The 15,872-nt window shown below is 70.1% G+C and carries 12 protein-coding genes and 1 tRNA gene; 3 read left to right on the forward strand and 10 right to left on the reverse strand.

Translation table 11 applies throughout. The features are described 5' to 3' along the window. Positions 1-11: 11 nt before the first annotated feature. The 7 genes from AS857_RS39715 to AS857_RS34850 all read right to left on the reverse strand — a co-directional run bounded on the left by AS857_RS39715 (position 12) and on the right by AS857_RS34850 (position 9,327). Positions 12-1,466, reverse strand: a complete 1,455-nt coding sequence (locus tag AS857_RS39715; protein WP_144440924.1) for a hypothetical protein — start codon at positions 1,464-1,466, stop codon at positions 12-14. Then, the gene (locus tag AS857_RS39720; RefSeq protein WP_144440925.1) at positions 1,463-1,876 is read right to left on the reverse strand and encodes a hypothetical protein; all 414 of its coding nucleotides are present in this window, start codon (positions 1,874-1,876) and stop codon (positions 1,463-1,465) included. Before AS857_RS39720 ends, AS857_RS39715 begins: the two co-directional genes overlap by 4 nt. Further along, on the reverse strand, positions 1,876-3,168 hold the full coding sequence (locus AS857_RS40185; protein WP_058047469.1) for a hypothetical protein: 1,293 nt from the start codon (positions 3,166-3,168) through the stop codon (positions 1,876-1,878). The genes AS857_RS39720 and AS857_RS40185 overlap by 1 nt, the downstream gene beginning before the upstream one ends. Then, entirely contained in the window at positions 3,165-6,092 is a 2,928-nt protein-coding gene (locus tag AS857_RS34835; protein ID WP_144440926.1) for an ATP-binding protein, read from the reverse strand. The genes AS857_RS40185 and AS857_RS34835 overlap by 4 nt, the downstream gene beginning before the upstream one ends. After that, complete coding sequence (locus AS857_RS34840; protein WP_058047471.1) at positions 6,080-7,039, reverse strand: hypothetical protein; 960 nt, start codon at positions 7,037-7,039, stop codon at positions 6,080-6,082. The genes AS857_RS34835 and AS857_RS34840 overlap by 13 nt, the downstream gene beginning before the upstream one ends. A gap of 201 nt (positions 7,040-7,240) precedes the next feature. Beyond that, positions 7,241-9,145: a serine/threonine-protein kinase gene (locus AS857_RS34845; protein WP_058047569.1), complete on the reverse strand. Its 1,905-nt coding sequence runs from the start codon at positions 9,143-9,145 to the stop codon at positions 7,241-7,243. Positions 9,146-9,253: 108 nt separating this feature from the next. Beyond that, positions 9,254-9,327: transfer RNA gene (locus tag AS857_RS34850), tRNA-Gly, on the reverse strand. Positions 9,328-9,588: 261 nt separating this feature from the next. Here AS857_RS34850 and AS857_RS34855 point away from each other — a divergent pair. The 3 genes from AS857_RS34855 (at position 9,589) to AS857_RS34865 (ending at position 10,947) form a co-directional block, all read left to right on the forward strand. Then, positions 9,589-9,753: a hypothetical protein gene (locus tag AS857_RS34855; protein ID WP_173864874.1), complete on the forward strand. Its 165-nt coding sequence runs from the start codon at positions 9,589-9,591 to the stop codon at positions 9,751-9,753. Positions 9,754-9,845: 92 nt separating this feature from the next. Continuing rightward, positions 9,846-10,421, forward strand: coding sequence for a dCTP deaminase (gene dcd, locus AS857_RS34860; protein ID WP_058047472.1), 576 nt, complete (start codon positions 9,846-9,848; stop codon positions 10,419-10,421). A 28-nt stretch (positions 10,422-10,449) separates the two neighbouring features. Continuing rightward, complete coding sequence (locus AS857_RS34865; RefSeq protein ID WP_058047473.1) at positions 10,450-10,947, forward strand: phosphoribosyltransferase; 498 nt, start codon at positions 10,450-10,452, stop codon at positions 10,945-10,947. An 87-nt stretch (positions 10,948-11,034) separates the two neighbouring features. On the opposite strand, the gene AS857_RS34870 is transcribed toward AS857_RS34865, so the two are convergent. From AS857_RS34870 to AS857_RS34880, 3 genes are all read right to left on the reverse strand, one after another. Beyond that, entirely contained in the window at positions 11,035-12,045 is a 1,011-nt protein-coding gene (locus AS857_RS34870; RefSeq protein ID WP_107105763.1) for a Yip1 family protein, read from the reverse strand. A 229-nt stretch (positions 12,046-12,274) separates the two neighbouring features. Further along, the gene (locus tag AS857_RS34875; RefSeq protein WP_058047475.1) at positions 12,275-13,282 is read right to left on the reverse strand and encodes a hypothetical protein; all 1,008 of its coding nucleotides are present in this window, start codon (positions 13,280-13,282) and stop codon (positions 12,275-12,277) included. Positions 13,283-13,426: 144 nt separating this feature from the next. Next, the gene (locus AS857_RS34880; RefSeq protein ID WP_058047476.1) at positions 13,427-15,745 is read right to left on the reverse strand and encodes a (Fe-S)-binding protein; all 2,319 of its coding nucleotides are present in this window, start codon (positions 15,743-15,745) and stop codon (positions 13,427-13,429) included. Positions 15,746-15,872: the final 127 nt, after the last annotated feature.

Below are 15,872 nucleotides of genomic sequence, written 5' to 3' on the forward strand. Positions count from 1 at the left end.
GAAATAGCAGCTCATTCTGCCCACCTGACCTTCACCCTAGATCCTGGGTTCCTTGATTCCCATTCTTTTATACCAGACTCCACTGCGGCCCTGAAGTCTGGAGTCGCTCCGGGCTGTGTGAAATCCAGCCCGAGGGGGGCTTGTTCGTAGCCCTCCATGTGCGGACGGGCGCGCACGTAGGAATCCAATTTTTTGTGCACGTGCTTGTTGATCCATTTGTCGACGTCTACTCGGGGGTCCTGTCCGGTTGCCGTTTTCTCTTCCCATAGTGTTCCGTCGCGGATGCTGTCGATATCAGTGATGGTGTCCGACAGGTTGTTCAGGTCGTCCACCACATAGTTTGTATCCCCTTCGCGAGGGGGTCGTATTCGGTTCGACAAGCCGTCCTCGCCGACTGTCGCCATCCGATCCATTTTTGGTGGCGAAGGTGACTCGAGGCTGCTTGTATCTTCGGGGTTTGGTGTATCGCCGCCACTGCTGTGCTCGACTGGGACGTCCTGGAACGACGGCATGGAAATTCCGTCAGGGGGGAGTTCTGCTTCATCGGACGGATCTGGTGCATCGTCGGGGTCCCATTCCGGTGCCTCGGCAGTAGTTGCCGGTGAGCGTTCCGCAGCGTCGGCTGTGCTGGTGTCGTGCGGCTCGGTGGGATCTGGGGCTTCGTCCGGATCACCCGCACTTTCGGAGCGCGAAGGTGCTTTTGCCTCTTCTGCTGTTTCCTCCGGCGGCCCCTCTGCCTCAGCTGTTGGTGCGGTCTCGGCGGTGGGCGGTTCTGGTGCGTTGTGGGACTCGTCCTCAAACCTGGGCCCGGAGTCAGGTGACGGCTCAGGCTTGTCGGCCTCCGCCGAGCCCTCGGGTTGATCAGGTTCCTGACCTTCGTCGGGGCTTAGGGTCTCCGGTGTCTGGTCCGGCTCGGTGGAATCGGCTGCTTCTACAGTGCGTTCGGTCCCGCTGCCGGGAGATTCGGACACGTCTGCCAGCTCAGCAGCAGCCTCATCTTTGGGCCGTGACGTCTCGTCCGCATCCGGCGGCTTAGTCGGCTCCTGCGCCTCCCTCGTCTTCTCGGAGGGGTCAGGGGCGTCTTCTGTGTCCTCCGGCTGCTCCTTCTTTCCTACTTCTGCCTCTCCCGCTTCCGTCGGCTCTGGTGCAGTGTCGGGTGCCTCCCCCTCGTCAGAAGCCTCGCCTCCGTCCTTCGGCCCAGCGGGTGCTTCCACGGGCTCGGGCTCTTCCTCTTCCCTCGCGGCATCTTCCGCTTTCGTCGGCTCCGGTGCGTCGTCGTCGGAAGTCCCTCCCGCAGCTGCGACGTCGCCGCCGGATTCCGGCACCTGCTCAGGCGGCGTCTCGGGGGAGGAGGTCGGCTCAGGCGCTTCCTGGGCCTGCGTCGGTTCGGGCGCCTCGTCCGTACCGGATTCCGCGGTTGGCGGCTGCTCGGGTGGTCTCTCGGTCTCGGTGGGGCGATCGCTCATGACTTAGTTCTCGTTCGGCTTCGGCCGGCATCAGCTCCGGCATCCGCATCGGTATGGGCAGCAGAGGTATTCCTGCGGTACAGCCGCACCCACGGCAGCGTCTTCCTCTTCCACGCCGCTTGGGCGACGTGGATGAAGCCGCAGGCGCGGTAGTCGTCGACGGTGTTGGCGATTTCCGCTACCCAGTCCGCCGTGCGGGACCACCACTCGGGCTGGGCGGCCGAGGTCTTGGGGTAGTCGGCCACGCGCTTCTTCAGCTCGTCGCCGTGCGGCCAACGCCGCTGTCGCCGCCCGTCCGCGTGGCGCGCAGCGGTATCGGCAGCCTTCGCAGTCGGCGAAGGGGCGAGCGCAGGGTCGTAACCTCCTGTTGTCCTGGAAGCCTTGGGGAGCTCGTAAATGGTTGGTGCCATTACCCGTCACCTGCGGCGCCGTCGCCCTCGTTCGAGGTCACGAACCTCCGCCGGTTGTTTCCGGAGCGCAGCCTGATCCATGTGTCGTCGGCCTCGGGGTCGGGATCCAACTCGTCGAAGCCGTCCAGCGCCCCGTCCGTCGGGGTCAGGTCGTCCGGCCCGTCACCCGAGCGGCGACCACCGGAGGGCCGTCCCCCCTGTTCCGGGTCCGGGTCCGCTGCGGGAACGTCGTCCTTCGGGGCCTCTGACCCAGTGGCCGGATCGGGGGCTTCCTCCGGGTTGTCCGGGGGTTCGGTCGCCGAGGGCGCCTCGGTGTCCGGCTCCTGTTGGTCTTCCGGCGCACGCCTCGCGTGGGTGTCCTGAGGCTTGGCAGGTTCGGGGGCTTCGTCCGGGTCGTCCGGGCCGTCCGGGGCCTCAGCGCGCGAGGCCGTTTCCGCTGCTTTCTCCGCCGGCTTCGGTGCGGCGTCGGCTGGTTCCGGGGCGTCGTCAGGGGACTCGGGTGTGTTCTGCGACCCTTCCGATGATGCGGCCGGTTCAACCGCTTCAGCCGGTTCAGCCGGCTCGGGCGCCTCGTCCGTATCGCGCGCATCCGCAGGCTCCGGGGCGTCTTCCGTGGACTCGTCGGCGTCCTCGGCGTCCTCGGTGTCTTCTGTGTCCTCCGCTTCCTCCGGCTCCTCTGCGTCCTCTTCCTCCTCCTCGTCCTCCTCCGCTTCCTCCTCCTCGTCTTCCATGTCTTCCTCGTCTTCTTCCTCGGCCTCCTCGTCCTCTTCCGTGTCCTCCGGGTCTTCAGACTCCTCCGGTTCCTCCGCGTCCTCCGACTCCTCAGGGTCCTCCGGCTCTTCCGCCGCCTCCGACCCCTCGGCCTTCTCCGGCTCCTCGGCCTGCTCCGCCTCCTCCGGTTTCTCTGCCTCCGTCGGCTCCGGCGCGGCGTCGGACGCCTCACTCCCGTCGGAATGCTCGCCCCCGTCAGAGGACTCGCCACCGTCCTCGGGCTCAGTGGGCTCTTCCGCCGGCTCGGATGCGCCCTCCGCCTCCGCCTCCGCCCCCGCCGGCTCGGGCGCATCCTCCGCCTCCGCCGGCTCCGGTGCGTCGTCGGAAGCCTCGCCCCCGTCGGAGGCCTCGCCCGATTCGGGCGACTGCTCAGGTCGCTCTGCCGGCTCTGCCGGCTCAGGCGCGGACGGTTCGGGTGCGTCCTGCGCCTCCGTGGGTTCCGGGGCCTCGTCCGCCGCCCCGGATTCCGGGGACGGCGGTTGCTCGGGGGGCTCTTCTCTCTCGGTGGGGCGGTCGCTCATGACTCAGTTCTCGCACCAGCACCAGCACCGGCCCCGGTGGCAGCCCCGCCCCCAGCCCCGCCCCCGCCCCCGCCTCCGGCAGCAACCCCAGCCCCGCCCCCGGCATTGCTGCGATACAGCCGCACCCACGGCAGCGTCTTCCTCTTCCACGCCGCTTGGGCGACGTGGATGAAGACGCAGGCGCGGTAGTCGTCGACCGCGTCCGCCGCCGCGCCCGGCGGGGCTACGGTGTCGGCGATTTCCGCGACCCAGTCCGCCGTGCGGGACCACCACTCGGCCTGGGCGGCCGAGGTCTTGGGGTAGTCGGCCACGCGCTTCTTCAGCTCGGTCCCGTGCTCCGGCCACACCGCTGTCGCCGCCCGTGAGCGGAACGCGCAGCGGTGCCGGCAGCCCTCGCAGTCGGCGAAGGGGGCGAGGGCCGCGTCGACGGCCGGTGTTGTGGCGGCGAAGGCGCGGAAGCGGTCGGCCAGTTCCGCGTTGCCGGCGAGCGGCGCCCGCGCGACCCCGGTCTCCGCGGCCGCCTCGGCGCGTACGTTCGGGACCCGGATGAGGGCCGGCCGGTCGATGCCGTCGTGGTGGGCGAAGGCCTGGAACGGTTCCAGGGACGACGCGAACCGCTCCTGGTCGGGGGAGAACCGCATCGTGCCGCCGATCAGCTCCCGGTCCGTGGCGGACGGCAGGCGGTGCATGACCTTCAGGTTGGTGTTCTTGTACGCGTCCTCGATGAGCTTCTCGGGGACCTGTTCGACGATCACCAGGCCTTCCCCGTACTTGCGGTTCTCGGCGAGCGTGTTGGCGAAGGCCTGCGCCGCGCGGGCCTGCGCGTTGCCCTCCTTGCCGTCCCCGCCGGAGGCGACGGGGCGCCCGAGCAGCCGGTGGGCCTCCTCGATGACGGTGACGTGGGAGAGCCCGTCGCCCCGCCGGGTCGCCTTGTAGTGCTCCGTCATGGTCTGCAGGATCAGCGCGGTGACGAGGGACTGTTCCTTCTCGTTGTCGCCGACGCCGGCCAGCTCGATGACGACCGGGCGGTTGAGGAGCTCCTCGACGGGGTACGAGCGTGCGCAGTCCAGCGTGCTGCCGCAGGCGCCCTCCGCGAGGGATTCGGCCCGCAGCCTGGACGCGGCGATGATGTTGTCCTTGACCTCGCCGGAGTACCCGAGCTGGTCGCACTCCTTGCGCATCTCGGCGATGAAGTCGCGGAGGGTGGGCCACGCCCCGTCGTGGGCGGGCGTGGAGACGTCGGTGGGGACGATGCCCTTCCGCGCGTACGTGTTGCGCAGGGCCTTGTTGTAGATGGCCGGCAGGGGGTCCCAGAGGCCGAACGCCGCGTCGAAGCAGGCGAGCAGTCCGGCGGTGTGGGTGCTGATCCGGACCCCGTGCGGCACCTCGAAGGGGTTGAGCCGGAACGGCGCCGTGTTCTCGTCGCCGACGGTGAGGACGAGGAGGTCCTCGAAGCCGGGGCGGGTGGCGAGCCAGCGGTAGTCGTCGAGCTCGGAGTTGACCGGTTCCAGCACGAGGAACGGCACCTTGTGGTCCCGCCAGAGCTGCTGGGTGAAGGCCAGGGTCGTGTTGGTCTTGCCCGAGCCGGTCGTCCCGACGAACAGCGCGTGCCGGGAGAGGGACCCCAGCTCCACGCCGAGCGGCCCGGCCGGCGCGCCGTGCACCAGCTGCCGGCCGAGTTCGATGGCGGGGCCTTGCGGCCGGTAGTCGGTTTCCAGGGCCATGTCAGGCCTGCGTACGGGGAAGCCGGTCATGTGCCCGTGCACGGCGAGGGGAAGCCGCAGCGCCGCACCCGCCTCCCGCGCGTCGACCAGCTCGGAGAGCAGGCGCAGCGGCGGCGACAGCGGTTCGGGCAGCTGCCAGCGCTGGTCGCCGCCCCAGCGGGCGTGCTCCAGCGTCGTGATGCCGGTCCACGCCGCGGCCAGCTCCGGCGGAGCCGGCCGTACGGTGACGTGGGCCGGGCCGGTGAAGGTCTCGGTCAGTGCGGTGCCCTGGCCGGGCCGTTCCTGCGGGGAGACCGTGGCGCCGACGAGTTCGGCGAGGGACTCGGGGAGCGGGTTCGGGGAGGCGAGCGCGATGCGGATGCGGAAGGCGCGGTCGGTGTAGCGGCGCGCGGCGTCCGCGTACACCTTCGCCGCGTCCACGGCGAAGTTGTCCGGGGAGAGCTGGGTCGCCGGGCCCCACAGGCCCTCCGGCAGCTGTCCCGGCGTCCCCAGCCGCCCGTAGTGGGTGGCGATCTGGTGCAGCATCGGTCCGAGGTCGTCGGGCACCCGGTACGGTTCGAGGCCGACCGTCAGCATGAGCGGGTACGGGTGTGCCGCGACCGCCTGCCACAGCGCGTCCCACGGTGGCGCCGCGGCGGTGAACGGCTGCGGGGCGAGGTAGTACTGAACGCCCGCGTCGGGCCGGTTGGGCAGGCCCGTCCGGTAGCGCTTGCGGATCTCGGCCAGGCCGGCCGGGTCGGGGGTGAACGGCGTGAGCCACCGCGCCACTTCGGCCGCGTCCTCGACCGGGGCGGCGTGCACGTGGTGCGGCAGCTGCCCCAGCCGGTCGCGGAGCGCGAGGGCCGCCGCGACCGCGGACTCCTGTGCCGCGGCCGGATCGTGCGGGTCGTCGCCGCGCACCCGGGCCAGCAGCGCGCACGAGATCCTGCGCGTGGCCGGGTCCGTCAGATAGCGCAGTTCGATGCGCGTGTCGTGGTGGGTGTCCCACTGGCCCGCCAGCCAGGCCGCCTCTGCGGCGACCGCCTTGATCCGGCGCTCTTCCTCGGGGAGGTCGGCGTACTCCCGGGTCTCGGTGAGGTCGGCGGCGGCCTCGATGCGAACGGCCGCCCAGGCCCACACCGACGTGCCGTTGCCGACGGTCAGGACGCCCGGCGGGGGCGTCCTGTCGCTCTGCTGGTCCATGGTGCTCAGCTGGTCCACGGGGAAGCGGGGCCGCCCGGCGCCGGCGGAGCCGGCGGCGCGGGGTGCGGCGTGGGGTGCGGCACGGGCTGCACCGGGGGTGCGGCGGGCGCGGCGGGCATGACCGGCGGCGCGGGCGGAGCCGGCGGGCCGGCGGGACCCTGGCCGGGCGCGGACATGATCGGGAGGTTCTGCCCGAAGGTCGAGGCGATGGGCACCTCGATGCCCTGGACCGCGATCTCCACGCCTTCCCGGACCGCCGAGTGCACGGCCTCGCGCATGGCACGCGGCCGCTCGGTGCGGAGCATCTGGTTGACGTCACCGGTGCGGCCCATGATCCCGCCGACGAGATCCTTGAAGTACGTGCCGATGATCACCGCGCCCGGGCGGATGCGCCACATCGTCCAGCCGAGATAGAGGCTGGTGCCGTACTCGAAGACGGATACGTAGGTCACGTACCGGCCGCTGCTGACGACGAGACGGTTGCTGACCGCCTCCGGCTGCAGGATGTCGCTGCGGATGCGGGACGGCACGGCCGTCACCGGGATGCGGCGGCGGGACAGCGCGCCGTAGATCGCCGCGTAGGCGGAGGGGGAGGCCTGCGCCTTGTCCTCCAGCAGGGTCCGCCACTCCGAGACGGGCTCGGTGAGGCCGTTGAAGAGCAGGATCAACCAGAAGATGATGAATCCCAGAATTCCGCCCACGTTGAGGCCGGTTTCGGCCTCGCCGAAGTCGAAGTCGTTCGTCAGCAGGGCGAACAGCCAGCAGGTGAGGAACACCAGGATCGAGGTGAGGGCCGCGCTCGCCCAGAGGCCGAAGACCGTCCGGAGCGTGACCGACTCGTCGAAGCCCAGCTCGATCTGCTGGTACTTCAGGGTCTGGTTCCGGTAGGAGCCGTTGGGGCCTGCGGATTCCGAGGCCGCCCAGCCGCCCGGTCCGGGGCTGCCGCCGCCCGGATAAGTGCTCATGTCGTACTCCGCATCGGGTCTGACGTAGAAGACCGTTGATCGTTTGGCACGGCAACTTATCGGAATTTCATGCCGGACAGGCCGGTCGGCCGGGAACGGGTGTGCAAAAGCCCCGAAAGACCGTCAGCGGACACCGCCAGGGGACACCGCCAGCGGATACCTCCGGCGGATACCGCCGACGGATACCTCCGGTGGACACCGTCAGCAGCGGACCGTCTGCCCGCTCTGGCGGATGATGGTGTCGCCGGACATCCAGCCCGCGGTCTTCGTCCCCTCCATGCGGACGTAAATCCACTTGTGGCCGTACGAGTTCTCGACGGAGCAGTGGAACCAGACCTTCGTGCCGCTCTTGGCCGGGGCCACGGAGCCGCAGACCTTGTAGGGCCCGTTGAGGACGTGGCGATCGCCGGACACGTATCCGTACGTGCCCGGCTTCGGGTCGTGGTGGCTCCAGCCGCTGCAGGTCGTCGGCACCGAACTGCTGGGCTTGGCCGAGGAGGCGCTGGGCTTGGCCGACGGAGAGGCCGACGAGGGCGAGGCGGACGGCTTCTTGGAGGCGCTCGCGGACGGCGAGGCGCCCGGGGAGTGCAGGCCGGTGGCCACTCCGCCCTCGTTCGGCTGCTCACCGGCCGACGGCGAGCCGGTCGCCGCCGGCGCCGCTGCCGGGGGCTCGTCGTTCTTCTTGCCGCCGTTGCCGGTCAGGGCGTACGTGACGCCGCCTCCCGCGAGCACGACGAGGGCGGCCGCCGCTGCGATGAGGGTCCGGCTGCGGCGCCGTCCGCGGTCGGCTGCGGCGCGGCCGGGGCCGGGAGCGGGCGCCGCGTGACCCGCGGCGGGGGCGTGGCCCGCGACCGGTGCGCCGGAGCCGGACTGCGGAAGCTGCGGGGACTGCGGGAACTGTGGGGACTGCGGGAACTGCGGAGGCTGTGCGTGCAGCGGGCCCGGCGCCGGATGGCCGGCGTACGGGGACTGAGGGAAAGGCTGCGGCGAGGGCGCCGGAGGAGACTGCGGCGAAGGTCCCGGCGCAGGCTGCTGCGAGGACTGCTGGAAAGGCCCCGTGTACGACGGCGCGGCACCGAAACCCGGCGGCGGCGCCGGAGCAACGGCCTGCGTGGGTACGGGGGAGGGGGCCGGGGCGGGGGCCTGCGGCATGAGGTTCGCCGTATTGGCTGTATTGGCCGTATTGGCTGTGTCCACCGTGTTCGCCGTCATGCCCGCGGCGACCCGCTCCAGCATCTCGCGCGCCTGGTCCGCGGTCGGCCGGTGCTCCGGCTCCTTCGCCATCAGCGCCTGCAGTACGGGCGTGAGCGGCCCCGCCCGCCGGGGCTCCGGCAGCGGCTCGGTGACGATCGCCGAGAGCGTGGACCACACGGACGTCCGGCGGAACGGCGACGTGCCCTCCACGGCCGCGTACAGCGTCATGCCCAGCGACCAGATGTCCGACGCGGGGCCCGGCTCCCGGCCCTGCGCGCGCTCCGGCGGCAGGTAGTCGAGGGAGCCGACGAGCTGGCCGCTCTGGGTCAGCTTGGCCATGGCCTCGTCGCCGGAGGCCTCCATGCTGGCGATGCCGAAGTCGGTGAGCACGACCCTCCCCCAGCCTCCGGCCGGGGGGACCCCCATCTCGCTTTGCTCGCCATGCTCCAGCAGCACGTTCCCCGGCTTGACGTCGCGGTGCAGCACGCCGGCCCGGTGCGCGGCGTCGAGCGCGTCCATCAGCCTGGCGCCGATCGCCGCCGCCTCGTGCGGCTCCAGCGTGCCGCGCTCGCCCAGCACGTCGTCGAGCGAGGGCCCGTCGACGAGCTCCATGACGATGACCGGCAGGCCCTGCTCCTCGGTCACGTCGTGCACGGTGACCACGCCGCCGTGCCGGATGCGGGCGGCGGCCTGCGCCTCCCGCTGCATCCGGGTCCGCAGGTCGAGCAGTTCGGCCTCGGCGGAGTCGGTGAAGGCCCGCAGGACCTTGACCGCGACCTCCCGGTTGAGCAGTTCGTCCACCGCCCGCGCGACCACTCCCATGCCGCCGCGCCCGATCGTCGCCGTCACCCGGTAACGGCCGCCGAGGACCTTGCCTATCAGCTCGTCGCCGTTCGTTTCCCCCGCCGTCACCACGCGCTCCGTTCCGTCAGTGTTGGCCGCCGCATCCGGCGGCCCAGGGTAAACAAACAAGGCCCAGGTCGTTGACCTGGGCCTTCCTTTGATGACTTCTACGTCTTGTGGAGCGGGTGACGAGAATCGAACTCGCGCTCTGAGCTTGGGAAGCTCATGTTCTACCATTAAACTACACCCGCGAGGGCGCCTGTTTTACGGGCGCCTCATCTTCGCACACTCTACCCCATCGAAGGCCCCCGGTGCACTCACCGTGCGGGCCTTCGTGCTGTGTGTGGAGAGTGTGGGGCCGGTGGGGATGCGTGCGTGGGGGCCGGGAGTTGGGGCGTACCGTGGGGCGGCGGAAGCCGGTGGGGGACTGCCGGGAGTGCCGCGTAGGAGCGAGTCCCGTACATCCCCTAATGTGGCTTTTGTCTTTCACGTGAATGGGGAAAGGGAGCTCTATGGAGCGCACCGTCGTTCGTTGTGCCGAAGGGCACGTCTTCAGCACCGCTTCGTTCCCGATGCAGCACCTCGGACCCGACCGGATCGGCCCGGGGCGGCTGCTGCGCTGCCCGCGCTGCGCCCGGCTGCGGCATTCCGTTCCGGTGGCCCTGCAGAAGCGCTGAGCGGCCGCCGCGCGGACGGTGATCAAGCGGCGCGGGCCCGGTCCGCTCGGACCGGGCCCGCGTTGTCCGTCTTCTCCGCGTATCCTCGACCCGTGCTTCTCTCAGACAAGGACATCCGGACCGAGATCGACGCAGGCCGCGTGCGGATCGACCCGTTCGACGAATCGATGGTGCAGCCGTCGAGCATCGACGTGCGGCTCGACCGCTACTTCCGGGTGTTCGAGAACCACCGGTACCCGCACATCGACCCCGCGGTCGAGCAGGCGGACCTCACCCGCGAGGTGGTGCCGGAGGGCGACGAGGCGTTCATCCTGCACCCCGGTGAGTTCGTGCTCGCCTCGACGTACGAGGTCATCACGCTCCCCGGCGACATCGCCTCGCGACTGGAGGGCAAGTCCAGCCTGGGCCGGCTCGGCCTGCTGACGCACTCGACGGCCGGCTTCATCGACCCGGGCTTCTCCGGTCACGTGACGCTGGAGCTGTCGAACATGGCCACGCTGCCGATCAAGCTGTGGCCGGGGATGAAGATCGGGCAGCTGTGCATGTTCCGCCTGACCTCTCCCGTCGAGCATCCTTACGGGTCCGCGAAGCACGGTTCCCGCTACCAGGGACAGCGTGGGCCCACGCCCTCGCGGTCCTTCCAGAATTTCCACCGCACCCAGGTCTGAGCAGCAGAGCAAAAGGCGAAGAGCAACAGTGAGTGAGATCCGCGAGAACCTGACCTACCCGATCTTCGGGGAGGCCATCCGTGAGCTGGCGCAGACCATCGCGGACGACGGCTACGAGCCGGACATCATCCTGTCCATCGCGCGTGGCGGCGTCTTCGTCGCGGGCGGCCTCGCCTACGCGCTGGACTGCAAGAACATCCACCTGGTGAACGTGGAGTTCTACACCGGCGTCGGCACCACGCTCGAGATGCCGGTCATGCTCTCCCCCGTCCCGAACGCGATCGACTTCTCCAACAAGAAGGTCCTGATCGCCGACGACGTCGCGGACACCGGCAAGACGCTCAAGCTCGTCCACGACTTCTGCCTCGAGCACGTCGCCGAGGTGCGCAGCGCCGTGATCTACGAGAAGAGCCACTCGCTCGTGAAGTGCGAGTACGTCTGGAAGAAGACGGACGAGTGGATCAACTTCCCGTGGTCCGTCGAGCCGCCGGTCGTGCGCCGTGAGGGCCAGGTCCTCGACGCCTGATCGCAGCAAGCAGAAGCAAGCAAAAGCTGAGGCCCTTGTCCCCGCCGTCGCGGCGGGGACAAGGGCCTCAGCTCTTTGTGCACGTGATCAGAGCGTGCCCAGCTTCACGATCGACAGCAGGGCGATCAGCTGGATCGCCGACGCGCCCAGCGCCCGCGGCCACGGGATGTCGTGCGACTTGCTGACCATAGACGTGAACAGGTAGCCCGCCAGCAGCCACGTCGCCCAGCCCAGCACCTGCACCACCAGGTTGTCGCCGCCGAGGAACATGGCGAAGAGCAGGCGGGGCGCGTCCGTGAGCGACATGATCAGCATCGACAGGCCGACCGTCGGCTGCCACATGCCGTCGCCGCCGAGCTGCCGGGCCAGCGTGTGGGTGACCGCGCCCAGCAGCAGGCCGGCGAGCACCATGACCACGCCGGTGATCAGGACCGACGGCAGGCTGTTGGCGAGCGAGGCGTTGAGGACGTCCTCGCGGGCCTTGTCGAAGCCGAAGACGGCGAGCAGGCCGTAGGCGAACGTGACGATCAGGGCCGGGATCCACACGGCGTGGTCGCGCATCTGCCAGAAGGTGGCGGACGGGCGCATCACTATGCCCGTCAGCAGCTCCTTCCACGGCAGGCGCGGGCCCGGGGGCGGCGCGGGGGCGTTGTTGTACGGGTCCTGCCCGGCGTAGGGATCCTGGCCGCCGTACGGGTCCTGGCCGCCGTAGCCGCCCTGGCCGTACGGGTCCTGGCCGCCGCCGTAGGCGTCGGGGCCCTCGCCGATGCTGAACTGCCGGGTGTGGCCGGGGTCGTCGCCGCCGGGGCCGTGGCCCTGCCCGTAGTACGGGTCCTGTCCCTGGCCTCCGTGGCCGTAGCCGCCCTGGCCGTACGGCTGGTGGCCCGGGCCCGGCCCGGGGCCGTGTCCCTGCGGGCCGCCGCCGGCGCCGAAGTACTCCGGCTCGCCGTACGGCGGGGGCTGCTGCTGCCACTGGCCGCCGCCCGCGCCACTGCCGCCGGCGTAGCCGCCCTGGCCGCCGTGCGGGGCCCGGTACTGTCCCGGGCGCTGTCCTTGCTGCGCGGGGCCGGGGTCGTTCGAGCCCTGTCCGCGTCCCATCCTGAATCCAGCCACGCTTCGAACGTACCCGCTCCCTGAGAGTGCCGAGACGGGCCCGGGAGAACGGGCCCGCCATTGCGGCCGAGCTGTGACATCCCCTAAGGGAAATATCGGGGGTTGGTGAGCCGATCGCCGTCACGGCCGCACCTGCTGCACCAGCCGTACCCGCCCTGCCCGCCGTCCCCGCAGCCCCCGCCGTACCTGCCGCCTCCGCGGCCTCGGCGGCTCTTCACCGCCGCTTCACCACCGCGTAGACCGGCGAGAAGATCATGCCACCGAGGAGGACCCAGCCGCCTGCCTGCAGGAGGGCCTGCGCGGTGCCCGAGGGGTCCTCTCCGCGCAGCGCCGGCGTGCAGCCGTAGGCCGCCAGCACCGCGACGGCGGCGTGCACCGACTGCATGACCGGTGACCACGGCAGCTTGCGCAGGGAGCCGCCGTTGATGCCCAGGGAGAAGAGCAGCACCCAGGGGAGCAGGCACAGCCCGACGATCAGGGCGATCGCGTTGACGATGTTGCCCTCAAGGTTCGGCTGCCACTTCCCGGCCGCCATCCGGCGCAGCTTCTCCTCCCTGCCCAGGTACGCGCCGAGCGAGGGGTCGTCGGGCGCCCACATGGCCGTGAGCAGGCCGCCCTCGCGGACGGGGTCGTGGTAGGTCGTCCTGCCGGTGGCGAGCTTCGCCGGGCTGCCGGGGACCGTCACCGTCAGCTCGTACACGTACCCCCGGACGAGCTCGGGATTGTCGTCGTCGTACTCCTTCTCCAGGAGACGCGCCTGCACGACGGTCGCGACGGCGACCTCGGCGCCGGCGTGCTGGATGGCGGTCTGCCGGCTGTCGGAGCCGGGCATGCCGTGCAGGCTGAGGGCGGTCAGGGTGGCCGTGAGGGCGAGGGCCGAGACGGCCAGCTGCCGGGCCTTGGACAGGGCCGTGGAGGCGAAGGAGTCCGGCACGGGCCGGAAGCGGCTCTGCTGGACGCGGCGTGCCGCCCGCCGCCCCGTCTCCTTCTCCAGGACGGCCTTGACCTCTTCGCGCTCCTTGCGCAGCCCGTACCAGCGCCGCACCCACAGCAGCGCGGCCCGCTGGACCCACGCGGCGGCCGCAGCCCACACGCAGATGAGGACCCCGGTGTGCGGCGCGGGCTGGTAGTCGATGCCCGCTGCCCAGATGCACGCCGCGACGACGGCGGCGTAGGTAAGGGCCGCACTCGCGCGTACGGCCTGCGTCAGCGCGTTCTGCATGACACGCGCTCCCCCCTGATTCACTTCCGGTCGGTTTTCCTCGGTGGTCCCCGGTGTTCCCCGTCATCAAGTGGATCATGAAAAGGCAGCGGCCGGTGCCCGCGGACCGTCGCGGGCACCGGCCGTGCGTCCTTGCGGAGAGGCCTACTTCACCGGCTCCGGGTCCGGCTTCGGAGCGCCGGCCGGCTCGCCGTCGCCGCCGTCGCCGTTGCCCTCGTCGCCGTTGCCGTCCTCCTCCGGCGCCGCGGGCGTCCTGACCGACTCCAGCAGGAGCTGGGCGACGTCCACGACCTGGATGGACTCCTTGGCCTTGCCGTCGTTCTTCTTGCCGTTGACCGAGTCGGTCAGCATGACGAGGCAGAAGGGGCAGGCGGTGGAGACGATGTCCGGGTTGAGGGACAGCGCCTCGTCGACGCGCTCGTTGTTGATGCGCTTGCCGATCCGCTCCTCCATCCACATGCGCGCGCCGCCGGCGCCGCAGCAGAAGCCGCGCTCCTTGTGGCGGTGCATCTCCTCGTTCCGCAGGCCCGGCACCTTGGCGATGATCTCGCGCGGCGGCGTGTAGACCTTGTTGTGGCGGCCCAGGTAGCAGGGGTCGTGGTACGTGATCAGACCCTCGACCGGGGTGACGGGGACCAGCTTGCCCTCGTCGATGAGGTGCTGCAGCAGCTGCGTGTGGTGGATGACCTCGTACTCGCCGCCGAGCTGCGGGTACTCGTTGGCGATGGTGTTGAAGCAGTGCGGGCAGGTCGCGACGATCTTCTTCTTCGCCTTCTCGACCTTGACGGCCTCCTCGCCGTCCTCGCCGTCGCTCTCGCCGAAGGCCATGTTCAGCATCTCGACGTTCTGCTGGCCGAGCTGCTGGAAGAGGAACTCGTTGCCCAGGCGGCGGGCGGAGTCACCGGTGCAGGCCTCGTCGCCGCCCATGATGGCGAACTTCACGCCCGCCATGTGCAGCAGCTCCGCGAAGGCCTTCGTGGTCTTCTTGGCGCGGTCCTCCAGGGCGCCGGCGCAGCCGACCCAGTAGAGGTAGTCGACCTCGGTGAGGTCCTCGATGTCCTTGCCGACGACCGGGACCTCGAAGCCGACCTCCTTGGTCCACTGCAGGCGCTGCTTCTTCGCCAGGCCCCAGGGGTTGCCCTTCTTCTCCAGGTTCTTGAGCATCGTGCCCGCCTCGGACGGGAAGGAGCTCTCGATCATCACCTGGTAGCGGCGCATGTCGACGATGTGGTCGACGTGCTCGATGTCGACCGGGCACTGCTCGACGCAGGCGCCGCAGGTGGTGCAGGACCACAGGACGTCCGGGTCGATGACGCCGTTCTCTTCGAGGGTGCCGATCAGGGGGCGCTCGGCCTCGGCCAGGGCCGCCGCCGGGACGTCCTTCAGCTGCTCCTCGGTCGCCTTCTCGTTGCCCTCGGCGTCCTTGCCGCCGCCGGCGAGCAGGTACGGGGCCTTGGCGTGGGCGTGGTCGCGCAGCGCCATGATCAGCAGCTTCGGGGACAGCGGCTTGCCGGTGTTCCAGGCGGGGCACTGCGACTGGCAGCGGCCGCACTCGGTGCAGGTGGAGAAGTCGAGGAGGCCCTTCCAGGAGAACTCCTCGACCTTGGAGACGCCGAAGACGTCGTCCTCACCCGGGTCCTCGAAGTCGATCGGCTTGCCGGCGCTCGCCATCGGCAGCAGCGCGCCGAGGGCGACGTCGCCGCTCTCCTCGCGCTTGAACCAGATGTTCGGGAAGGCCAGGAAGCGGTGCCAGGCCACACCCATGTCGGTCTTCAGGGCGACCGTGATCATCCAGATGAAGGACGTCGCGATCTTCAGGCCCGCGAAGAAGTAGGTGAGGTTCTGGAGCGTGGAGAGGTCCATCCCCTCCAGCCACGACACGACCGGGTACGAGATGAAGAACGAGGCCTCGTAGCCGTCCACGTGGTGCTGGGCGCCTTCGAGGGCGTGCAGCATGAAGATGCAGACGCCGACGATGAGGATGACGGCCTCGACGAAGTACGCCTGGCCGGTGTTGGAGCCGGCGAAGCGGGACTTGCGGCCCGGCTTGCCCGGCCGGTTCAGCTGCCGGATGACGATGAGGGTCAGGATGCCGAGCGCGGTCATCGTGCCGAGGAACTCGACGAAGACGTTGTACGGGGCCCAGTCACCGATGATCGGCAGGATCCAGTCGGCCTTGAAGAGCTGGCCGATGGCGTTGACGATCGTCAGCAGCAGCGAGAAGAAGCCCACCGCCACGAACCAGTGCGCCACGCCGACGATGCCCCAGCGGTTCATCCGGGTGTGGCCCAGGAACTCCTTGGCCACGGTGACGGTGCGCTGCACGGGCTCGCCGGTCCGGCTGCCCGCGGGGACGGGCTGACCGAGCCGCATGAAGCGGTAGATCTGCAGGATGGCACGGCCGAACAGCGCTACGCCGACCGCGATTAGGACCAGCGACACGATGATCGCGGCGAGTTGCATGGGAACGGCTCCTCGAACCTGCGAGAGCGGGATTACTGTCTAGTAACTTATCCAGTCCGTACGAGACTACTCACTCTCCCGCGCGCGATATAGCCGCATCGCCGGTGATCTGTGTCGCTCAGGGCAC

Source organism: Streptomyces roseifaciens, from assembly GCF_001445655.1.
Taxonomy (GTDB): Bacteria; Actinomycetota; Actinomycetes; order Streptomycetales; family Streptomycetaceae; genus Streptomyces; species Streptomyces aureoversilis.